Source organism: Listeria grandensis FSL F6-0971, from assembly GCF_000525835.1.
GTDB lineage: Bacteria > Bacillota > Bacilli > Lactobacillales > Listeriaceae > Listeria_A > Listeria_A grandensis.
Genome location: NZ_AODD01000005.1, coordinates 99907 through 118573 on the forward strand (window position 1 = coordinate 99907; position 18667 = coordinate 118573).

General features: G+C 41.2%; 19 protein-coding genes. 15 read left to right on the forward strand and 4 right to left on the reverse strand.

Annotated features, from left to right (window positions below; all coding sequences use genetic code 11):
- Positions 1-8 precede the first annotated feature (8 nt).
- Both PGRAN_RS15530 and PGRAN_RS04825 read right to left on the reverse strand, forming a co-directional pair.
- The gene (locus tag PGRAN_RS15530) at positions 9-677 is read right to left on the reverse strand and encodes a CPBP family intramembrane glutamic endopeptidase (protein ID WP_051998421.1); all 669 of its coding nucleotides are present in this window, start codon (positions 675-677) and stop codon (positions 9-11) included.
- Positions 674-1075, reverse strand: a complete 402-nt coding sequence (locus PGRAN_RS04825) for a pyrophosphohydrolase domain-containing protein (protein ID WP_241433282.1) — start codon at positions 1073-1075, stop codon at positions 674-676. The genes PGRAN_RS15530 and PGRAN_RS04825 overlap by 4 nt, the downstream gene beginning before the upstream one ends.
- Before the next feature lie 221 nt (positions 1076-1296).
- Here PGRAN_RS04825 and PGRAN_RS16730 point away from each other — a divergent pair, with 221 nt between their 5' ends.
- From PGRAN_RS16730 to PGRAN_RS04840, 4 genes are all read left to right on the forward strand, one after another.
- Positions 1297-1455 carry a hypothetical protein gene (locus tag PGRAN_RS16730; RefSeq protein ID WP_159101110.1) on the forward strand — a complete coding sequence of 53 codons (159 nt, stop codon included), beginning with the start codon at positions 1297-1299 and terminating at the stop codon, positions 1453-1455.
- Positions 1456-1542: 87 nt separating this feature from the next.
- Positions 1543-1746 (forward strand): hypothetical protein, encoded by a 204-nt coding sequence (locus PGRAN_RS04830; protein ID WP_036065599.1) that lies wholly within the window; start codon positions 1543-1545, stop codon positions 1744-1746.
- Between the two features lie 516 nt (positions 1747-2262).
- Entirely contained in the window at positions 2263-3105 is an 843-nt protein-coding gene (gene lipL / locus PGRAN_RS04835; RefSeq protein WP_036065601.1) for a lipoyl-[GcvH]:protein N-lipoyltransferase, read from the forward strand.
- Between the two features lie 28 nt (positions 3106-3133).
- On the forward strand, positions 3134-4462 hold the full coding sequence (locus PGRAN_RS04840; RefSeq protein ID WP_036065604.1) for an HD domain-containing protein: 1329 nt from the start codon (positions 3134-3136) through the stop codon (positions 4460-4462).
- A 63-nt stretch (positions 4463-4525) separates the two neighbouring features.
- Here the strand turns inward: PGRAN_RS04840 and PGRAN_RS04845 are convergent, their stop codons facing one another.
- A complete protein-coding gene (locus PGRAN_RS04845) occupies positions 4526-4711 on the reverse strand; it encodes a 2-hydroxymuconate tautomerase (RefSeq protein WP_036065606.1) in 186 nt (61 codons plus the stop codon).
- Positions 4712-4795: 84 nt separating this feature from the next.
- Between PGRAN_RS04845 and PGRAN_RS04850 the strand changes: the two genes are divergently transcribed.
- The 9 genes from PGRAN_RS04850 to PGRAN_RS04890 all read left to right on the forward strand — a co-directional run bounded on the left by PGRAN_RS04850 (position 4796) and on the right by PGRAN_RS04890 (position 13788).
- Positions 4796-5449 (forward strand): site-2 protease family protein, encoded by a 654-nt coding sequence (locus PGRAN_RS04850; protein ID WP_036065608.1) that lies wholly within the window; start codon positions 4796-4798, stop codon positions 5447-5449.
- 68 nt (positions 5450-5517) lie between these two features.
- Complete coding sequence (locus tag PGRAN_RS04855; protein WP_036065610.1) at positions 5518-5967, forward strand: YwiB family protein; 450 nt, start codon at positions 5518-5520, stop codon at positions 5965-5967.
- On the forward strand, positions 5964-7634 hold the full coding sequence (gene argS, locus PGRAN_RS04860; RefSeq protein ID WP_036065612.1) for an arginine--tRNA ligase: 1671 nt from the start codon (positions 5964-5966) through the stop codon (positions 7632-7634). The genes PGRAN_RS04855 and argS overlap by 4 nt, the downstream gene beginning before the upstream one ends.
- A gap of 351 nt (positions 7635-7985) precedes the next feature.
- A complete protein-coding gene (gene rpoE, locus PGRAN_RS04865; protein WP_036065717.1) occupies positions 7986-8516 on the forward strand; it encodes a DNA-directed RNA polymerase subunit delta in 531 nt (176 codons plus the stop codon).
- Positions 8517-8883: 367 nt separating this feature from the next.
- Positions 8884-10479, forward strand: coding sequence for a CTP synthase (locus PGRAN_RS04870; protein WP_036065614.1), 1596 nt, complete (start codon positions 8884-8886; stop codon positions 10477-10479).
- A gap of 110 nt (positions 10480-10589) precedes the next feature.
- Positions 10590-10781, forward strand: a complete 192-nt coding sequence (locus PGRAN_RS04875; protein WP_036065617.1) for a PLDc N-terminal domain-containing protein — start codon at positions 10590-10592, stop codon at positions 10779-10781.
- A complete protein-coding gene (locus PGRAN_RS04880; protein ID WP_051998422.1) occupies positions 10778-11692 on the forward strand; it encodes an ABC transporter ATP-binding protein in 915 nt (304 codons plus the stop codon). The genes PGRAN_RS04875 and PGRAN_RS04880 overlap by 4 nt, the downstream gene beginning before the upstream one ends.
- Positions 11693-11713: 21 nt before the next feature.
- Positions 11714-12499, forward strand: a complete 786-nt coding sequence (locus PGRAN_RS04885) for an ABC transporter permease (RefSeq protein WP_241433283.1) — start codon at positions 11714-11716, stop codon at positions 12497-12499.
- A 464-nt stretch (positions 12500-12963) separates the two neighbouring features.
- Entirely contained in the window at positions 12964-13788 is an 825-nt protein-coding gene (locus PGRAN_RS04890; protein ID WP_036065619.1) for an aldo/keto reductase, read from the forward strand.
- A gap of 52 nt (positions 13789-13840) precedes the next feature.
- Here PGRAN_RS04890 and PGRAN_RS04895 read toward each other — a convergent pair whose 3' ends face one another.
- On the reverse strand, positions 13841-16141 hold the full coding sequence (locus PGRAN_RS04895; RefSeq protein ID WP_036065621.1) for a GW domain-containing glycosaminoglycan-binding protein: 2301 nt from the start codon (positions 16139-16141) through the stop codon (positions 13841-13843).
- Between the two features lie 464 nt (positions 16142-16605).
- On the opposite strand from PGRAN_RS04895, the gene PGRAN_RS04900 reads away from it, so the two are divergent.
- Positions 16606-17523, forward strand: coding sequence for a diacylglycerol kinase (locus PGRAN_RS04900; protein ID WP_036065622.1), 918 nt, complete (start codon positions 16606-16608; stop codon positions 17521-17523).
- A gap of 275 nt (positions 17524-17798) precedes the next feature.
- Entirely contained in the window at positions 17799-18653 is an 855-nt protein-coding gene (fba, locus tag PGRAN_RS04905) for a class II fructose-1,6-bisphosphate aldolase (protein ID WP_036065624.1), read from the forward strand.
- Positions 18654-18667: the final 14 nt, after the last annotated feature.

The following is an 18667-nucleotide window of genomic DNA, read 5'->3' on the forward strand; positions in this document are numbered from 1 at the left end:
CTGCTTTTTCATGTCCAAATGAAAGCAATAAAATTATTCAAAAAGTGGGCAAAAATAGTGAGTTCGAGCCGCCTTGTTTTGTATAAAACCCCCCCAAGAGCAATACCTGGAATCAAATAAAGCAGAAAACTGACCCAATCTGTTGGAACATGTGCAGCGCAAAAAAGCAAACTACTAACAATCCAGCCCAGCCATAACCGATTTCGGAAAAGTTGTTGCATCAAAAATCCCCGGAAAATAATTTCCTCTACAAATGGCGCAATAATAACGATTGACAGAAAACTGAGTAACCAAGAAGCCTGTGAATAAACATCATCTAGCAATATTTCGTTTTGCGTATTGGTGTAAGAAGTGAAATTTTGCCCAAGGTAGTCGATAACAGAACTAATCCCGATCGCCGCAATCATCACGATGAAAGCAAAAACAAAACCCTTCCAGCTAATCCGTTCCCAACGAAAGAACCGGATCCTTTGCCATTTTGCGAAAATAAGTGCAATAAGCATGGCGGTGAGTCCGAACAGTTCACTGTGCCATGTAACGGTCATATCGAGGAAATCATTCCCTGTCGTGACATCCCAAACGATACTAACAATTTGGAACAGAAGAGACAATAGAAGATAAACGCCAAAAACCCAAATAATTGTCCAAATACGAGGCTGATTTTGTTCTGCTATCATATGTGCTTGCTAGCCTTTGTCTGACGTTCAATTTCTTTTTCTAATTGAGGTTCTGGTGCGATCCAACCAGCAGGCTTCATGATCTTGTTGTCTGATTCGCGAAAATGCGCTTTTCCATCAGGCCAAAGTTTGGCCATATTAGCATCTTGTACGATTTGGAATAGTTTCTCAGGCTCTACACCCATTTCGACCAATGTCCCAATCAAGAAATACAACCCATCGATGACGGCATCTGCTTGATCTACTACAGTCTTTGCATCACGCAATTCCTGAAGCTCTTCTTCCACCCAGCTAATCCGAGTTTCCAAACGCTCTTTATCTAGCATTGTAGGCGTTGTTGCAATAGGTGCATTAAATTTTTCATGGAAATCACGTACCTGAATATACGCATTGTTCATCTCTAATCCCTCCAAACACTTCATATTGTAACTCATCATATCATTAAATGAAGCAAGGTTCCATGGATAAATGCGCGTATTGGGGATGTAGCTCGTATGCATTCGAACACCGCTAACAAATCCGACTTAGGGCGTACAGATTTTCAGCCCACAGCCTATCGTTTAAAAAAATAAATCCAGCTATAATAAACTTATCAACCAAATAAAAGGGCGTGAACGACGTGAAAAAAGGGATTTTCGGTCTACTATCGGCACTAGGCATTATGTTACTAGTTGGAACACAGACACAGCAAATCATTGTACCACTGAAAACCACAGAGCTACATACAATCATCCAGAAAGAACCACGGGCAGCTCAAATTCTAGACGTCACAAACTAATCGTTGCTAGAACATAGGGCGATTTCACATAGATTTGAATCATGCTAACTTTAAACTGTTGATATAAAAAATTTGGAGGTCGTTAAAATGAATAATTTTTTCAAGTACTTATTTACCATCATCCTTGTTATTATCGGACTTAATATCCTATTTAAAATCATCGGTATCACATTCCACTTCCTGTTCCCACTTATAGGAATTGCGATTGTAGCATACCTCCTTTACCGCATATGGGGTAACCCACGTAATTGCAGACGCAACACGAATAAAACAGACCATTACGATTGGTAAACCGTGCCAAAACTATATACTCATTTAAAACTCCCTAGGTTTTAAATTTTGCCCAAGCCCTCAGCTTGGGCGTTTTTGTTGGTGCTGTTCGAAATGAAATGAGTTACAGCACCAATATGCATGGGAGCGAAAGCGAGCATGTAAACCATCAGTTGCGTTCGAAATGAAATGAGTTACAGCACCAATATGCATGGGAGCGAGCATGCAAACCATCAACATCAGGGAATCTATAGATACTAAGCCGCCTTGTTTGTGAATTGGTGCAAAAAAACTTACACTAGTATGGAGGAGGCGATTACCATGAACAAGAAAAACTGGAACCGCTTAGGGAAACTGGCTACTGTTGCACTTATAGCAAAATTGATTTTGACGAGTAAAAAAAGAAGCGTAAAATAACAAAATCAGGCATAAAAATGTACGGTTTCATTTAAAAAACGAATTTGTCAAAAGTGCTCCAAATCGTTGCGGGACTGTGCTATAATAACGTTAACGATTAGTAGAAATGGAGCAAATGGGATGATAGAAGGACTTGATTTATTAAAGCAAGAAAATTGGCGATTTATCGATCAGACGACAGTGCAGATTGCATTTGATGCATTGCAGTCATTTGCGACAGACGATACGCTGTGTCGATCTGTTGGTAGCCATCTTTCGCCACCGACGACAAGGGCTTGGGTGCATCACGATACCATCTCAATGGGGATTCAAGATACGAAATTACCGGATTTAGCAAAAGGCATCGCATTTTTTAGAGAGCAAGGATATCGAGCTGTTGTTCGGAATTCTGGCGGTTTGGCTGTGGTACTCGATTCAGGCATACTCAACTTGTCACTTGTTTTTCCTGATGTGGATCGTGGAATCGCAATTGATCGTGGCTATGAGACCATGTTTGCGCTGATTAAGCATATGTTTCCAGCGTTTGCCTACAAGATGGAAGCAAGAGAAATAGTTGGTTCCTATTGCCCTGGAAGCTATGATTTAAGTGTGGACGGTAAGAAGTTTGCTGGGATATCACAGCGAAGAATGGCGAAGGGAGTCGCTGTACAAATATATTTAGCGGTGAACGGAGACCAGAAGAAACGGGCAGAGTTAATTCGGGAATTTTACCAGATCAGTGGTAAAGATAAGCAAGATAAGTATGTATTTCCAAATGTGGATCCAACGGTGATGACGACTTTATCGGAGCTATCGGAATCATCACTTGAAGTGAACGATGTGATGGTGAAATTGCTGAACGCATTATATCATTTTGCGGGGCGCCTGGAATCAAGTCGTTTAATGGGCGAAGAATTAACTTGGTATCCAGCTTACTATGAGCGGTTGATATTACGAAATGAGAAAATTTTGGCGAATTTATAAGCTACTATTGAGAGAGGGAAGATGACATGTGACATATTTAGAGACGAAATTACCAGAAGTAAAAGTATTCAAAGATCCTGTGCATCGATATGTACATGTCTCGGATCAAATTATTTGGGATTTAATTGCAACAAAAGAATTTCAACGTTTGCGCCGAATTCATCAACTCGGAACCACATCACTTACTTTTCATGGGGCAGAGCATAGTCGATTCAATCATTCGTTAGGTGTGTATGAAATAACGCGTCATATTGTAGAAGGCACGTTTGCGCAGGAGATTCAATGGGATAATGAGGAGCGCCTCGTTGCTCTATGTGCGGCGTTGCTTCATGACCTAGGACATGGACCGTTCTCACATGCGTTTGAGAAGGTATTTAGTACGGATCACGAGCACTATACGATGGCGATTATAACGGGGAATACAGAGGTACGAGCAGTATTAGAACGCGCCGGAACCTTATTTCCGGAAAAAGTGGCGGCAGTCATTAATAAAACGTACCAGAACCAGACGCTCGTGAAGTTGATTTCGAGCCAGATTGATGCGGATCGTATGGACTATTTATTACGAGATGCATACTATACAGGTGTGAGCTATGGGAATTTTGATATGGAGCGGATTATGCGTGTATTGCGACCGAGTCCAGACGGTAATGGTGTTATTGTTAAGTCTTCGGGAATGCATGCAGTGGAGGATTATATTGTAAGCAGATATCAGATGTACCAGCAAGTGTATTTTCATCCGGTCAGCAGGAGTGCGGAGGTGCTTTTGTGGAAAATATTAGATCGTGCACGGAATTTGCATGAGAGAGGCTATCATTTCGCACAGGCGCCGGTGCAATTATTGCCATTTTTAGATCAAGATGTTTCATTAGATGAGTATATTACGTTGGATGACACGGTATTGATGTATTTCTTTTCGGTTTGGCAGTACGAAGAAGATGCTATTTTAAGTGATTTATGTAGTCGTTTTTTGAATCGGAGGTTATTGCAGTACATTAATTATGATTCGAAAGTGGATGCCGAGCTTTATTTGAAGTTGAAGGGATTATTGGAGAAGGCGGATATTGATCCAGAGTATTATTTAGTTATTGATTCAACATCGGATTTACCGTACGATTTGTATGAGCTGGGAGACGTTGCTGGGAGGTCGCCTATTCAATTATTGATGCCTAATGGGGAATTGCATGAATTATCAACGGAGTCGCCTATAGTGGAAGCTATTGCTGGTAAACGACGTGTGGATGTGAAGCTTTATTATCCGTTAGATTTCATTGAGAGTGGTCGGATTAGTGCTCCGATTGCAGAGGAGATTATTAGCCTGATACATGCCCATTCACTGAAAGAATATAAAAAATAGGAAAAGCACCGTGATTCCAGCTCGTGAATGGGCTGAAAAGCATAGTGCTTCTGGATAGAACGGTTACATGTCAGATTTTCGAACGCCGGCTACACCATAATCTGTTTTTTTCATTTCTTCTAGGATGACATGAATATTTTCTTTTGGTGCACCGAGATTTTTAGAAACAGCGTCTGTTACATCCTTTATAACAGCCTTCTTTTGGTCATCGGTGCGACCTTCTAGAAATTTTATTGTGACGAATGGCATGAAATTCACTCCTAAGTATTGATTTAATGAGTATAGTATAACATAATTAAGACTAGGAGATTACAGTTTAGAAGGAGATTACGAATGGAGAATTTTTTGGCCTATTCATTGCAGGATTTACCTTATGTAATAGTGACATTGCTGATTGCCTTTACGATACATGAGCTTGCACATGCGTGGGTTGCATTGTTATTTGGAGACGATACGGCAAAGAATGAAGGAAGGATCACGTTCAATCCATTGAAGCATATCGATCCGATTGGCTTTATTTTCGTTATTATTGCAGGATTCGGTTGGGCGAAACCGACACCGGTAAATACGTATAAGATGAAACATCGACGTGTAGGTAGTGTAGTGGTGAGCTTAGCTGGACCGGTTAGTAATTTGTTACTGGCGTTTGTTGGGATGGGTTTTTATTTCTTATTCTTGCAAATGGATATAGGGTATTCGCAAATTATATTACATTTTTTAAATTTGTTTGTATCGCTGAATTTGATTTTATTTATATTTAATTTGTTGCCGTTGCCGCCGCTGGATGGTTATCAGATTCTATCGGAGTTTTTACCATTGAAATGGCGATTGAAAGTACAAGCCTATGAGAATTATGCATTGCTGTTCTTTTTGATTCTAGTTATTACGCCGCTGTCGAGGTACACGATATCTCCTATTTTTAATACATTGATTCCATGGATAACGAGTGAGATGGCAGGCTTTTATTATTATATTTTTCAGATCTGAGGTTGCATTTTAGCCAGTTTTTAACTATAATGTAGTGCATTCTAAATTATATGGGGGGACTTTAAAGCGTGAGTAATAAAGAAAAAACACCTGTGCAGTTGCGTTTAAGGACGATTTCTAAACAGGAAATGGAAGAAGAATGTACGGAAATGGCTGCGTCGGGCGTGTTTTATTTAGACCACACAACGGGAAGTCGTTACCTTCATTATGAAGAAGAACAAGAGGCAGGCGTAATTAGAACGGTTTTGAAAATCACAGATCAAGAGGTTTTACTGATGCGAAGTGGCGCAGTCAATATGCGTATGCATTTCTTCAGAGAGCGTAAGCGGAGCACGATTAGTGTGGATTACGGCGCTGGTAAGTTGATGATGGAATCGGAGCTTTTAAATATAGAGGAAGCCTATGTACAGGATGAGGTTTTTTCTGGAAAGATAGAGTTTCAGTATGAGTTGTTAGACAGAGGTGTGAACATTGGACTTTTCGATGTCTCGATGATTTTAGAGGAGGATAAGGAATGAATGTTAGTCAAAAAAGTCAACAAGATTTGATTGCAATTATTAATGATGCAGTTGTAAAGAGCTTGAAGTTAGAGAAGGCGGAAGTGCCAGCGATTTTACTGGAAGTTCCAAAGGATAAGCAACATGGGGACTATTCTACTAATATCGCTATGCAGTTGGCGCGTGTGGCCAAAAAAGCACCGAGAGCGATTGCTGAAACGATTGTGGTAGCTATCGGAGACGGACATTCCTTGATCAATAAAATTGAGATTGCTGGACCAGGTTTTATTAACTTTTACTTAGATAATGCGTATTTGACGGCATTAGTGCCTGTTATTATGGACGCAGATGATACTTATGGTTCGAGTGATACAGGAAAGGGAAAGAAATTCCAGATTGAGTTTGTATCGGCGAATCCAACTGGGGACTTGCATTTAGGACATGCACGTGGTGCTGCGATCGGTGATTCGTTAGCGAACATTTTAACAATGGCGGGTTATAGCGTATCGCGTGAGTATTATATCAATGACGCTGGGAATCAGATTAATAATTTGATTTTGTCGACGGAAGCGCGTTATTTTGAAGCGCTAGATATCGATGCGACGTTTCCTGAGGATGGGTACCGAGGTGCGGATATTATTAATCTAGGTAAACAGTTGGCGGATAAGTATGGCGATAAGTATGTCCATGAGGACGTTGATGTAAGGCGTAGTGTATTTCGGACAGAGGCGCTTGCTTTTGAAACGGCAAAATTGCGTGATGACTTGGCGGAGTTCCGCGTGCATTTCGATAGCTGGTTCTCTGAGACGACGCTTTATGAGAATGATAAGATTATGCCGGCATTGGCGAAGCTTCGTGCGAATGGTTATATTTTTGAAGAGGAAGGTGCGACTTGGCTTCGGACAACGGAATTTGGCGATGACAAGGATCGTGTTTTAATCAAATCTGATGGTAGTTATACGTACTTCCTACCGGATATTGCTTACCATTTGGATAAGCTAGAGCGGGGATTTGATGTATTGATTGATGTTTGGGGAGCTGATCATCATGGGTACATTCCTCGGATGCGTGCGGCGATTGAGAGCCTTGGGTATAGCCCGGATCATCTCGAGGTTGAAATCATTCAACTGGTTCATCTTTATGAGGACGGGAAACAGGTCAAAATGAGTAAACGTACTGGGAAATCAGTGACAATGCGTGATTTGATCGAAGAAGTTGGGTTGGATGCCACGCGTTATTTCTTTGCAATGAGAAGCTCGGATACGCATATGAATTTTGATATGGGGCTTGCGAAGTCGACATCAACGGAAAACCCAGTGTATTATGTGCAATATGCGCATGCGCGGATTTCAAGTATTCTACGTTCAGGCGTGGAGCAGGGCTTTGCTTTGAGTAAGGATGCGAATGTGGCGTTGCTGAATTCAGAAGTGGATTTTGACTTATTGAAAGTACTAGGAGAGTTTCCGGACGTTGTTGCAGAATCGGCAGAAAAGAGAATTCCGCATCGGATTGTTCGTTATTTGAACGATTTGGCATCGGCGTTTCACCGTTTCTATAATGCTAATAAAGTATTGGATCCGGAGAATAAAGAGGTATCGGAAGCGCGATTGGCATTGATTAAAGCGACCCAGATTACGCTTCGTAATGGCCTTACACTACTCGGCGTTTCTGCACCTGAAAAAATGTAGGTGGAGACACGTGTGTTTCGCACAATAGATAATTAGTAGAAAAATTTAGATCGGGGTTTTGCGAATTATGCGATATATAATTTTCATATGTATTATTTTTCTACTACTTGTTGTTGCGACAGCGATGCTATATAGTATGCAATTAGGTTCTATCCCGATACTATTGCTTGCGATACTGCTTTTTTATATTGGATATTGTGTTATTAAGAAGTTATAAACAGGTGGCTTGTATTCAGATTATGAAAGAGTATGTTATAATTTTATTGTGTTCGACGTCATTTACATGTAGAATAGATAGAGTCAGAAAAAATGCAGGAAATAATTTTTTATTATAGAAGGGGCGTGCCAGCTTTGGATTTGAGCCAATTGACAAAAGAAGAACGTGAAGAGTTATCTTTGATTGAAGTGGCGCACTATGTTCTTGAAACGAGAAGAGAAGTAATGCCATTCCAAACGATTGTGGATGAAATTACGAAGTTTCTTGATTTAAGTGAAGGCGAAGTAAGAGAGAGACTTGTTCAATTTTATACAGATATGAATATTGAGGGGAATTTTATTTCTCTTGGTAATAATACTTGGGGACTGCGTGCATGGTATCCTATTGATGCGATTGATGAAGAAGTTCAAACGCAAACGAAGCCGAAGAAGAAACGTAAATCAGATGACGATGATGACGACGATGAAGATATTCTAGATGATGATATCGATTATGAAGAAGACGATGTGGTAGAAGAACTTGGTGAAGAGGAAGTAATTCTAACAGATGGTCTCGTTAGTGATGACGACGATCCAACAGAAGATCATTTACCTGACGGGATTGAAGGCGATTTGACGACTGTCATTGAAGATGATGATGAGTTTGAGGATGAATTCGAGAAGTAAAAAATGGATACCTGCTTCGAAACAATGAGGCAGGTTTTTCTGTGAAAATATTTTTATTCCCTACTTGCAATGCTTGGGGACGGTTTCATGAAATAAAGGGTTGACTTATTTGCGCTATCTATGTAATATTTTATTTGGGCTCCTTTTTATAAGGACGGATATAAATATTGCGCTCCCTTACTTAGAAATGATGAGTAAGTGGGGCGTTTTCTTTTTGTGTTATGAGGGTTATGACGCACAAAAGTATGAGCCAAGGGCATGAATGAGCTATTGGCGATTTTCTTTTTTTAGCAATGAAAGTTTGCAAGTAAAGGTTCTCCACCCCGAAATAATTTTCGATAAGGCGAAAGGAGTAGATTTTAGAACAATGACAAAGTATATTTTTGTGACAGGTGGCGTCGTTTCGTCGATTGGTAAAGGGATTACGGCTGCTTCACTTGGTAGACTACTTAAAAACCGAGGACTTAGTGTAACGATTCAAAAATTTGATCCTTATATTAACGTCGATCCTGGGACGATGAGCCCGTATCAACATGGAGAGGTTTTTGTAACGGATGATGGTGCAGAAACTGACTTGGATTTAGGTCATTATGAGCGTTTTATCGATATTAATTTGAACAAGTACAGCAATGTAACGACGGGGAAAGTGTATTCCGAGGTTATTAAGAAAGAGCGTCGCGGTGATTACCTTGGTGGGACAGTGCAAGTTATTCCGCATATTACGAATGAACTGAAAGATCGTGTTTTTCGTGCTGCTCGTATGACGGATTCGGATATAATTATTACGGAAATCGGTGGAACGGTTGGTGATATTGAATCCTTGCCATTTATCGAAGCGATTCGCCAAATTAAGAGCGATGTTGGTGCTGAAAACGTGCTTTACATTCATACGACATTAATTCCTTACATCAAGGCTGCCGGAGAAATGAAAACGAAACCGACGCAACACAGTGTGAAGGAATTACGTAGTTACGGGATTCAGCCTAATATCATTGTTGTTCGTACGGAGCAACCAGTTTCTCAAGAGATGAAAGAGAAAATCGCGCTATTTTGTGATGTGAAGGCTTCGGAAGTAATCGAGGCGCGTGACGAGGAAACGTTATACAATGTGCCACTTTCTTTACAAGCGCAAAAAATGGATCAGATTGTATTGGATCATCTGCAGTTGGAAGCACCAGTTGCTGACATGTCTGAGTGGGAAGAACTTGTGCATAAAGTGAAGAATTTGACAAAAAAAGTTCGTATCGCGTTGGTTGGTAAATACGTTGCCTTGCCAGATGCGTATCTGTCTGTAGCGGAAGCGTTGCGTCATGCGGGTTACGCGAACGATGCTGAGCTACAAATTGACTGGGTTGATTCTGAAGAAATTACACCTGAGAATGTCCAAGAAAAAATTGGTCATGCGGATGGTATTCTAGTTCCTGGTGGTTTCGGGGACCGTGGTATCGAAGGCAAAATTACCGCGATTAAATTTGCACGTGAAAATAAAGTGCCATATTTCGGTATTTGTTTAGGCATGCAGTTGGCGACGATCGAATATGCGCGCAATGTGATGGGCTTGGAAGGTGCGAATTCTGCGGAAATCGATCCGAAAACACCACATGCGATTATTGATTTATTGCCAGAGCAAAAACATGTGGAAGATATGGGCGGAACATTGCGTCTAGGTCTTTATCCAGCACGAATTAAAGAAGGTACAAGAACGGCGGAAGCGTATGGGATGACATTGGTTGAAGAGCGCCACCGCCACCGTTATGAGTTTAACAATGAGTACCGCGAGCAGTTAGAAAATGCGGGGATGACAGTATCGGCAACGAGTCCTGATGGTCGTCTTGTCGAGGTCGTGGAGATTACGGATCATCCGTGGTTTGTGGCATGTCAATATCATCCAGAGTTTATTTCACGCCCGACTCGCCCGCAACGTCTATTCCATGATTTTATTGCGGCATCTTTGAAGGAATAATTTTTGAAGCCGAGTGATATACGTTATGTGTATGCTCGGTTTTTTTGTATTGACTTTTATATGCATCTGTTATATTGTTTGTATAACAGTTGAAAGGGAGGATGAACAGGATGTCAAACACATTAGCATTATTAGCGCCAGTTTTTATTTTATACTTAATATTATTAGTGACGGCTTTGGTGGATTTGATTCGTCACTGGAGTAATCGGCAAAATCCGGTTATTTGGTTGCTCGTTATTTTGCTCGTTAGTACAATTGGATCGATTATTTACTTTATTTTTGGTAGGAAGGACTATCGATGATGGAGAAAATATTGGAGGTCAGGAATTTATCGAAGCGGTTTGATGCGTATCAGGCTGTGAAGGATGTCGGTTTTCAGCTAGTGGCTGGGGAATGTGTGGCTTTGCTTGGACCTAATGGTGCTGGGAAAACGACGATTTTGAAGATGATTGTAGATATGATCAACCTGGATAATGGGACGATTCAGATTTGTGGCGGAGAGCATACGAAGATGAAACAGCAAATTGGTTTTTTGCCGCAGTATCCTAATTTTTATGGTTGGATGACGGCGACGGATGCTTTGCAGTTCATGGGAAAACTTTCTGGTATGGATAAGGTGGCATTGGCTGAGCGAATTCCTGAGGTTTTGGCGCAAGTTGGACTTGAGGCGACTCCGAAACAGAAAATTGCTACTTTTTCAGGTGGCATGAGACAGCGTTTGGGGATTGCTCAGGCGATTTTGCATCGGCCGGCGTTATTGATTATGGATGAACCGGTTTCCGCGCTGGATCCGATTGGGCGCCGTGAAATTATCGAGTTGATTCACTCGTTGAAAGGAGAGACGACGCTACTTTTTTCCACGCATATATTGGCGGATGTTGAAGAAGTATGTGAACGTGTTTGCATTATTCGGGATGGCGAGATTGTGGCGGATGACCGGATTGTGAGGTTGGTTAAAGCGAATGCTACACCTGTTTTTGTGTTGAGGGGTGGGGCAGACGTGTCGGAGTTCGAGCGTTTGATTGTAAAAGAGGTGGCAATTAGCCAGGTGGAGCACAAGCATGGCGCATTATATGTATATTATCAGGAGAATGTGGACGCTGCGCGTGAAGCTATTTTACGCGTGTTAACGGTGACTGGAATGGCTTGGACGAGTGTGAGTCAGGCCGAGGAGACGCTTGAGGATGTCTTTTTAAGGATGGTGGGTAAATGAACAATGTGACGACGCTTTTTTTTGAAAGAGCAGATGGAGCATTGGCGGAGCTTGAAATGGATTTGGTTGCCGATTGTGTTTGCTATTCTTGGGATGATGCAGCCGTTGATGATGTATTATTTACCTGAAATTATGGGGGCAATGGGCGGTGATGGTAGCGAGCAGGGATCTGCAATTGCTGAGTTGATGGGCAACGTGAACGCACAACAAGTGATGGCTGGGACGCTTTCTTCGCAGTTTGATCAACTTGGAATTATTATTTTAGTTGTAGCATTGATGGGTGCAATTATTTCTGAAAAAAACAACGGGATGTTGGCGTTTATTTTAACAAGACCTGTAAAAGCGTGGCAGTACATTTTAGCAAAATGGTTTTCTCAAGCCTTATTAGTGTTTATTTCGTTAGGGTTAGGATATTTTGCGGCGTATTATTATGTTTACTTATTGTATGGTGGCATTCAAACAGCGAGTATTTTTGCTGGATTTGGGATTTATCTTGTGTGGGTTTTGTTTTTAGTCTCGGCGGTGCTTATCCTTGGAATCGTATTTCGGAGTACAGCGGTTGTTGCTATGATAGGAGCTGGTGGCGCGATTATTTTGGAGCTGGTGAGTGGAGCGTCGGGTTGGGGACAAATTTTTAATCCCGCCTATTTAAGTGCGAATGCGACTAATATGATTGTGACTGGAGATGTGAAGGCTTATTTTGTAGGCAATTTGTTGATTTCGCTGTTCTTTATTGTCGTGTTGCTTGTGCTATCGATTGTACTGTTGACGAAGAAAAAATTTCATATCGGCAGTTCACATGAATAAGTCGGTAAAGTTTAATGGAAATCTCATGTGATTTTCCTCGCAATGTTAGGTAGTTCATGTAATATAGTAAATGTAAACAAGATAACCTTTACTTTTCCCCCCTTTTTAGTAATAGGATATCTAAACTCCTTTTTCCCAAGTTGGTTCCCCTGCCAGCTTGGTTTTTTTGTGCGAAACAGGATTTATAAACGATAAAATCTATTTTTCATGAATTTCTCATCTGATTCTCGATTGGTTATCATGTGCGACCTGTATTATAGAAAATGTAAAGAGGATAGCAATTACTTTTTCCCCCTTTTTAGTAGTTGTTCATCCGATAAAACTCCCTTTTTGATCATCGCGGTTTCCCCCTTTTTTCCGCGGTGGTTTTTTTGTGCCTAGAATTAAGAAGGCTTACGGCTTGCATAGACAGGGGGCACTAGGTGTATAGTAGAGAGGTAAATAGAAATCGGGAGGCTGGTAAAATGAACATTAACGATACGGTAACACTTGCAAATGGCGTGGAGATGCCACAGTTTGGTTTTGGCGTTTGGCGTGTGAATGATGGAGAAGAGGCAGTGAATTCCGTGAAATGGGCGATTGAAACGGGATATAAGAGCATCGATACAGCGGCTGCTTACAAAAATGAGGAAGGTGTGGGACGCGCAATCAAGGCATCTGGTGTGGCGCGCGACAGCCTTTTTGTAACGACGAAGTTATGGAATGCGGATCAAGGATATGAATCGACGTTAGCCGCGTTTGATACCAGTTTAGAAAAATTAGGGCTTGATTATATTGACCTATACTTAATTCATTGGCCAGTGAAAGGCAAGTTCGTCGACACATGGCGCGCCTTTGAAAAATTATATGCGGACAAAAAAGTACGTGCTATTGGTGTTTGTAATTTCCATGAGCATCATTTGGATGAATTACTAAAAGAAGCAAAAATCGTACCGATGGTGAATCAAATTGAGTTACATCCTTTGCTATCGCAAGAACCGTTACGCAAATATTGTGCGGATAAAAATATCGTGGTGGAGGCGTGGAGCCCGCTTGGAAGTGGTAAAGTCCTAGATAATAGTGTGATTAATTCCATCGCCAAAATCTATGAGAAGTCAGTCGCGCAAGTCATCTTACGCTGGGATTTGCAACACGGTATCGTGACGATTCCAAAATCAGTGCATCAAAATCGTATTATCGAAAATGCGAATATCTTTGATTTTGAGCTGAAAGATTCGGAGATGGCGTTGATCGATAGTTTGAATCAGAATGAGCGCACAGGTCCTGATCCTGACAATTTTAATTTCTAGGTGAGAAAAAAGCAGTAAATCCTTTTTTACGTGGATTTACTGCTTTTTCATGTTATTTAAGGTTTGCCATTAACGTCCAACCGATAACGACATTGCCATTTTTGAGGCGGTACCATACTTTTCCTTCGATGTTTGCTTGACGATCTGCGGTTAGTGTTTTACCAGCAAAATTAGCAAGTGTTCCAACTTTAATGGGAGGATCATCGACAGGGAATGAATAGAGTACGCCGGCTGTATTGGCTACTTTTTTCGTTAAATTCACTGGCTTTTCAGCAATTGCACCATCGTAAAATTTCGTCAGGGCGCTTGCGTCAACCCAACCAAGAAGTTGACCGTTGGAACTGATTTGGTAGTATAAACCGCCAGTTGTCTTCGCTTCACGTAAGATGCGGAGCTTTTTACCGCTGTAATTAGAAAGCGGTGCAATCTTAGAATTAATACCATACGTGTTCGGAACTAGCTTCCAAATATATTGATTCGCTGTTGTTTTGGTCTTACCATAAGCGGTCAATGTTTTGTCGTAGACTGGTTGGTCGTAATTGGTCGGCGTCACGCTTACTGCACGAACCCAACCAATCGATTCTGCACCATTTATTAGACGGAACCAAAGCGTGCCATTAACAGTGATCTGCTTGTGAACTGTGAGTTTGATGTTTAAATAGTTCTTGAGATCACCTTTTCGTGTGGAGCTATCAACGACTGGGAAGTAGTAAATGGAGTCGTTCGGAAGCGCCACATAACGCGGTAAATTAGCCGTCTGTTCCATACTTGGTGTATAGAAAATCGAAACAGCTTTGCTATCTACCCAACCAATTGTTCGTCCGTCGATGGCAAATTGATACCAGATGCCTTTTTTAGTCTTGGCCTCGCGAATTAGTTTTAGGTTTTTGCCGGTATAGCTTGAAAGTGGGTTAACAACGCTTGCACCTAATGTTCCATTTGGTACCGTCCAGACATTGTTTCCAGCGGCGGTTTTGACGCTAGCATAGGTGGTTGCGCCCATCACTTTGTCATACTCGATTTGATCATAGACCGTCGTTGTCAGACTTGAAGCACGAACCCAACCGACTGCTTCGGAGCCATTCATGAGGCGATACCAAAGCGTACCGTTTAGTGTGATTTGTTTGTGCACAGTTAATGGTTTGTTCGTATAGGCTGCCAAATTTCCTTTGCGCGCAGAACTATCAATAACTGGGAAATAATATACAGATTCTGTTGGAACGTTGACGTAACGTGTTAGGTTAGCTGTTTGTTCCATGCTTGGTGTATAGAAAATGTTGACTGCTTTATTCTCTACCCAGCCAATTGTTCTTCCATCAATGCTAAATTGATACCATGTTCCGCTTTGTGTTTTCGCTTCGCGGAGTAGTTTTAAATTTTTGCCAGTGTAGGCGGACAGGGGATTCACTTCGTTGGAACCGGCTGTGTTGAATGGCGCGGACCAAACGGTGTTTCCTGCTGCCGTTTTTACATTAGCATAAGTTGTCGCTGGGAAAGGTGTATTGGATATGATAGTATCTTTACTCATCGCATTGTATTTCTCGGTTATAAGTGTTAGGAGTTCATTATAGCTATAACCCCACTTGTTAAAGTAACCAATTGGATCGGTATGGGTTGTGCCACCGAGATATTTACTAACAGCATTATGCGTCCAAACTGTTCCGGCGCCGTCTGTTTCAGCGCTGTCAATTGGCAGTTTATACTTATCAAGAATATAAGCTGTATAATAAGCGTAGTTATTAATAGAACGTGCGAACTCATCGAATGTTTTATGTTCTACTAATTCATACTGAACAAAACGAGCATTGGCAAAGCGTCCAGCTCCCCAAACCCCATAATCGGTTGGATGTATTTGGATGATATTTCCTTTGTCGATAAAAGTATGCACAAAAGCGTTCTCCCAATTTCCACTCATGTAGTCAATTTCGTTTTGGATAGTCGAGTTTGGGTTGGCAGTTTCATGTAAAACGACGCCTTCTGGTTTGCCGTAGCCATTACGGTAATTAAATTTAGTGAATTGTGACTGAATTTGGCTACTTAATTTGGCATTGGTGAAGTTGTTCGCTTTGATGTAATTATTGACGTTTGGATAAGTTGCTTTTGCGTTTAGCATCCGGCTACGATCTGGTATCGGTGCTTCTGTATCTTGCTCCGCGTGTAAATCTCCCGTGAATGTTCCTTCTCGTTCTGCTTTTGGTACATAAATCGAATCATCGTTAATCGTTTGCGATCCGTCTTTTGCGGTGACCGAGTTAATATCAGCAGTGGGTTGTTCATCAGCTAGGACAGAGATCGGTAAAACAACAGTTGTAAGCCCGACCGTCACAATCACTGATTTTAATAAAGTTTTCAATTGTCCATCTCCATTCTAAAAAATCCCCTTTGGTAATAAAAAATTAGGCAAGTGTTTCATATATACTAAATGTATACAGAGAGTACCCTCATTATGGAGAAAATCAGCAAGAGAGTCAATAGAGTTTCCCTATCATGGTCGAAATTTGGGCGAATATAACTACTATAGAGGGCGTGAATTCCAACTGATACCAATAGATTTAGATTGAAAAACTTGAAATTTGACAAATTACCTACAATTTGATGTCTAAATGGCGTCAAAAAACTCTTTGTAAGCATTATCACAAAATAGCTTAATATGGAAAAACTAGTGTAGCGGTATAAATGTACGTTCAAACCTTTGTCACAACTCCGTCTTCACCTTCGTAAGCCTAGGTATTTTATTGTTTTGAGGCACCTAGTTTGACAATAAACGAAAGAAATAAGAAACTAAGATTATCACTGCATGAGAGAAGGGGAAAACAGTTGTTAAAGCGAATGTTAATCATCTATAATCCTGTTGCCGGACAGCGCAAGTTTCACAAATTAATGCCGGTTGCAGAACAAGTTTTGGGGGATGCTGGTTTGGAAGTGACGCTCATTCCAACAACGGAAGAAGCAAAAAGTGCAACAAAGATTGCGAAACAAGGTGCGCTTGACGGTTTTGAAATGATTGTTGCGGCAGGCGGAGATGGGACGGTAAACGATGTTGTGAATGGCCTAATGCAAGTCGAAGTACCGCCTATTTTTGGTGTTTTGCCAGTTGGAACGACAAATGATTTTGCGAGGGCGCTCGGGATGGCAAAAGATCCGCTAGAGGCACTGCACATTATCGCAGGACGTGAGACGATCAAAGTAGACGTTGGTAAGGCCGACGATCAGTTTTTCATTAACAACGCGGCAGGTGGGAAAATCACGGAAATCACGTATGCCGTCAAGGAGTCCATGAAGAATAAGATTGGGCGTTTAGCCTACTTGCTAAGCGGGATTTCGATGTTGCACAAATTGGGACCAAAGCAAGTCAAAATAATACATGACACAGGTGTTTTTGAAGGTGAAATACTGCTCTTATTTGGTGCGTTAACAAACAGCGTTGGTGGTATGGAAAAATTGTGTCCACCAGCAGTGCTCAATGACGGCCAGATGGATTTGCTCATTCTGAAGAAAGTATCGCCAGCTAAATTATTGAAACTCCTTGCTGCCATTAAGGCAGGTACACATTTGGCTAGTGAAGATGTTGTTTATGTAAGAACGAAAAAAGTGTACATCGAATGTGAAATGAGTTTAAACATAAGCTATGATGGTGTATATGGCGGGGAGACACCATATACGTTAGAAGTACTGCCTGAGAAATTGGCAATTTTGGCAGATGTAACCCGAATCGAGCACCGCTTACAGAAATAAAACGATTACATCAAAAATATCGACCTTCACTATGGTAAACTACTCACAAATCTGGTATTATTACAGTGTTAGGAAAAATAGCAACCGTTATTTTTCACAGCAGAAAATCAAATTTTGTAAGAGTCTGGAGCAAACTCGAACAAAGCCGAAGAACGTCGAGCCCATTTTTATTTTAGGTAGGATGTAAACTAGGCTTTACACAAATCGAACGCTTGCCGCCGATTTACCCGAGGTATGCACAAGACCTCTTATATTCCTGAGGAGGAAAATGTATTATGCCTATCGTTAGTATGACTGAAATGTTGAACAAAGCGTTAGCTGGAAAATATGCTGTAGGTCAATTCAACATCAATAACCTTGAATGGACTCGCGCTATTTTAGAAGCTGCAGAACAAGAAAAAGCCCCTGTAATCCTTGGTGTTTCTGAAGGAGCAGCGAAATACATGGGTGGATTTACGACAGTAGTTAAAATGACTGAAGGACTTATGCATGACCTAAAAATCACTGTACCAGTTGCGATTCACTTGGATCATGGTTCATCTTTTGATTCTTGTAAAGCTGCAATCGATGCAGGATTCTCATCTGTTATGATCGATGGTTCTCATCACCCAATCGATGAAAACGTTGAAATGACTAAAAAAGTTGTTGATTACGCTCATCCAAAAGGTGTTTCTGTTGAAGCCGAAGTTGGAACTGTTGGTGGCGAAGAAGACGGCGTAACTGGCGGAATCAACTACGCTGATCCTGCTGAATGTCTACGTGTTGTTAAAGAAGCTAACATTGATGCACTTGCTGCAGCATTAGGTTCTGTACATGGTCCTTACCACGGCGAACCAGTTCTTGGGTTCAAAGAAATGGAAGAGATCTCTAAATTAACAGGCGCTCCTCTAGTACTTCACGGTGGTTCTGGAATTCCTGAACACCAAATTAAACAAGCAATCGAACACGGTCACAGCAAAATTAACGTTAACACGGAATGCCAAATTGTTTGGACTGCCGCTGTTCGCGAAAAATTAGCTACAGATGATAAAGTTTACGATCCACGTAAAGTTATCGGACCTGGTAAAGATGCGATTGTTAAAACTGTTGTTGCTAAGATCCAAGAATTCGGCTCTAACGGCAAAGCATAATTTTATACTTAGGT